Origin of the sequence: Halobacteriovorax sp. (genome assembly GCF_041587335.1) — a bacterium.
In the GTDB taxonomy this organism is placed as follows: domain Bacteria; phylum Bdellovibrionota; class Bacteriovoracia; order Bacteriovoracales; family Bacteriovoracaceae; genus Halobacteriovorax.
Genome location: NZ_JBFGYP010000277.1, coordinates 1 through 1,596 on the forward strand (window position 1 = coordinate 1; position 1,596 = coordinate 1,596).

General features: G+C 38.2%; 1 protein-coding gene. It reads right to left on the minus strand.

Features of this window, described 5'->3' with window-relative positions; all coding sequences use genetic code 11:
• Positions 1 to 1,329, minus strand: a 1,329-nt coding sequence (locus ABX784_RS17390) for a trypsin-like serine protease (protein WP_372656324.1), incomplete at its 3' end; no start/stop codon positions are given.
• Positions 1,330 to 1,596: the final 267 nt, after the last annotated feature.

Here is a 1,596-nt window from a genome sequence, read left to right on the forward strand (position 1 = left end):
TACTGCGGCCATTAAGAGTGTGTCATCACGACTATCTCTTAGATTAATAATTCCAAGAGCGTTTCCAGGAATACTTCTAAGAAGAGCTAGAGAGCTTTCAAATTCAGATTCTCTAAGCTTTATAAAGGCCAAGATAAATGCTGCACTCACATCCTCTTTGTGTAGCTCGAGGTCCATTACTGCAAAGTGATAACTTTCCATTTTAAAAAAGCCTATTCCCCTAGAAATTTCTGCGGCACTCTTTTGTCCAAGAGACTCTAGTCTTTTAAAGTATTGTTGATTGCTTGGCTCTAAAACGAGGAGTCTTCTAAGCATATTGATTTCAGAGTCTTCGCTTCCAAGTCGATTATAAGTTTCTCTTAAAAGGTCAATGGTTTGAACATCATCAAGCTTCATAGATGAGGCGGCCATTAGGCTTACGACTGCTTCATTTAACATATTAAATTTTAAGTAATATTCTCCAAGTAGCTTATAAGTCTTGAAGTATTTTGGTAGCTCAAGACTCGCTTTCTTTAAGAGGGCAATAGATTCAAATGAGTCGGCTTTTAGAGCGCTATCAATAATCTTCTCAGCTCTTACCCACTTCATTGCAGTTGAAACTTTTCCATAGACTGTCTTATCGCCGCAGTAAGAGTCAGCGTCATCTGGCGCCCTTGAAGTCACTCCAAAGAACTCATAATGACCACTATCGTTCTTTATAAATACTGGTCCTCCAGAGTCTCCAGCACATGTATCTTTTCCATTTCCACCGGCCAGGAATTCATCTCTTTGATTCTCTCTAACGCTTGTGCCAACTTCAAACTTTATACCATTAGAGCCATCTTCAATTCTTCCAAAACCCACAAGGTGAACAGAATCACCAACAGAGACTTCTCTAATTGAGCTAGGTGAAATAATTTTATCAGGATCAATACTTGCATTGTCTTCTAGGTCAATGATTGCAAAATCAAATGGAGAATCTTCACCTTTGTAATTTGGGTGAATTCTAATATCTTTAATTTTAGTATAAGTTCTCTCTGTAGCGTCGACATTTTGAGTAGTTATAACTGAACTTCTTAGGTAGTACTGCTTATTTCTCTTAAAGCAGTGAGCGGCACTTAAGACGGTCCTCTCGTCAATCAGAGTTCCCGTGCAGAAGCTCTGATCCACTTCATGGTCAGAGTTGAGCTTTGAAATAGAGACCACGCTCTCCCACTCGCCCTCATCCACTCGCTCTCCTCCATAAATATTAGAGGAAATAGCTTTAGATCCATCATTAGAGATAGATTCAAACCTTCCGCTACATGACGTCAGTAGAACTAAGAAAATAAGTGATAGCTTTAATTGCACAAATGCTCCTAATGAATTTGCGACACTATAACACTTAAGAGGGCAGTTTTATTAAACTATGTATTATTTGCAAAGCTTAAGTGTCTGTAATTTAGACACTTAAATAGAACTATCAGATGGGAAGCTTTTCACTAACTTGATTAAAAAGGCAGTTCCAATCATTCCCCCCAGAATATTTGCAATAAATCCGGCCCAATAAATTCCTTCGTAAGAAAAATAGTGTCCAAGAGTTACCGCTAGAGGAATGTGAATTAGAAATATTCTTAA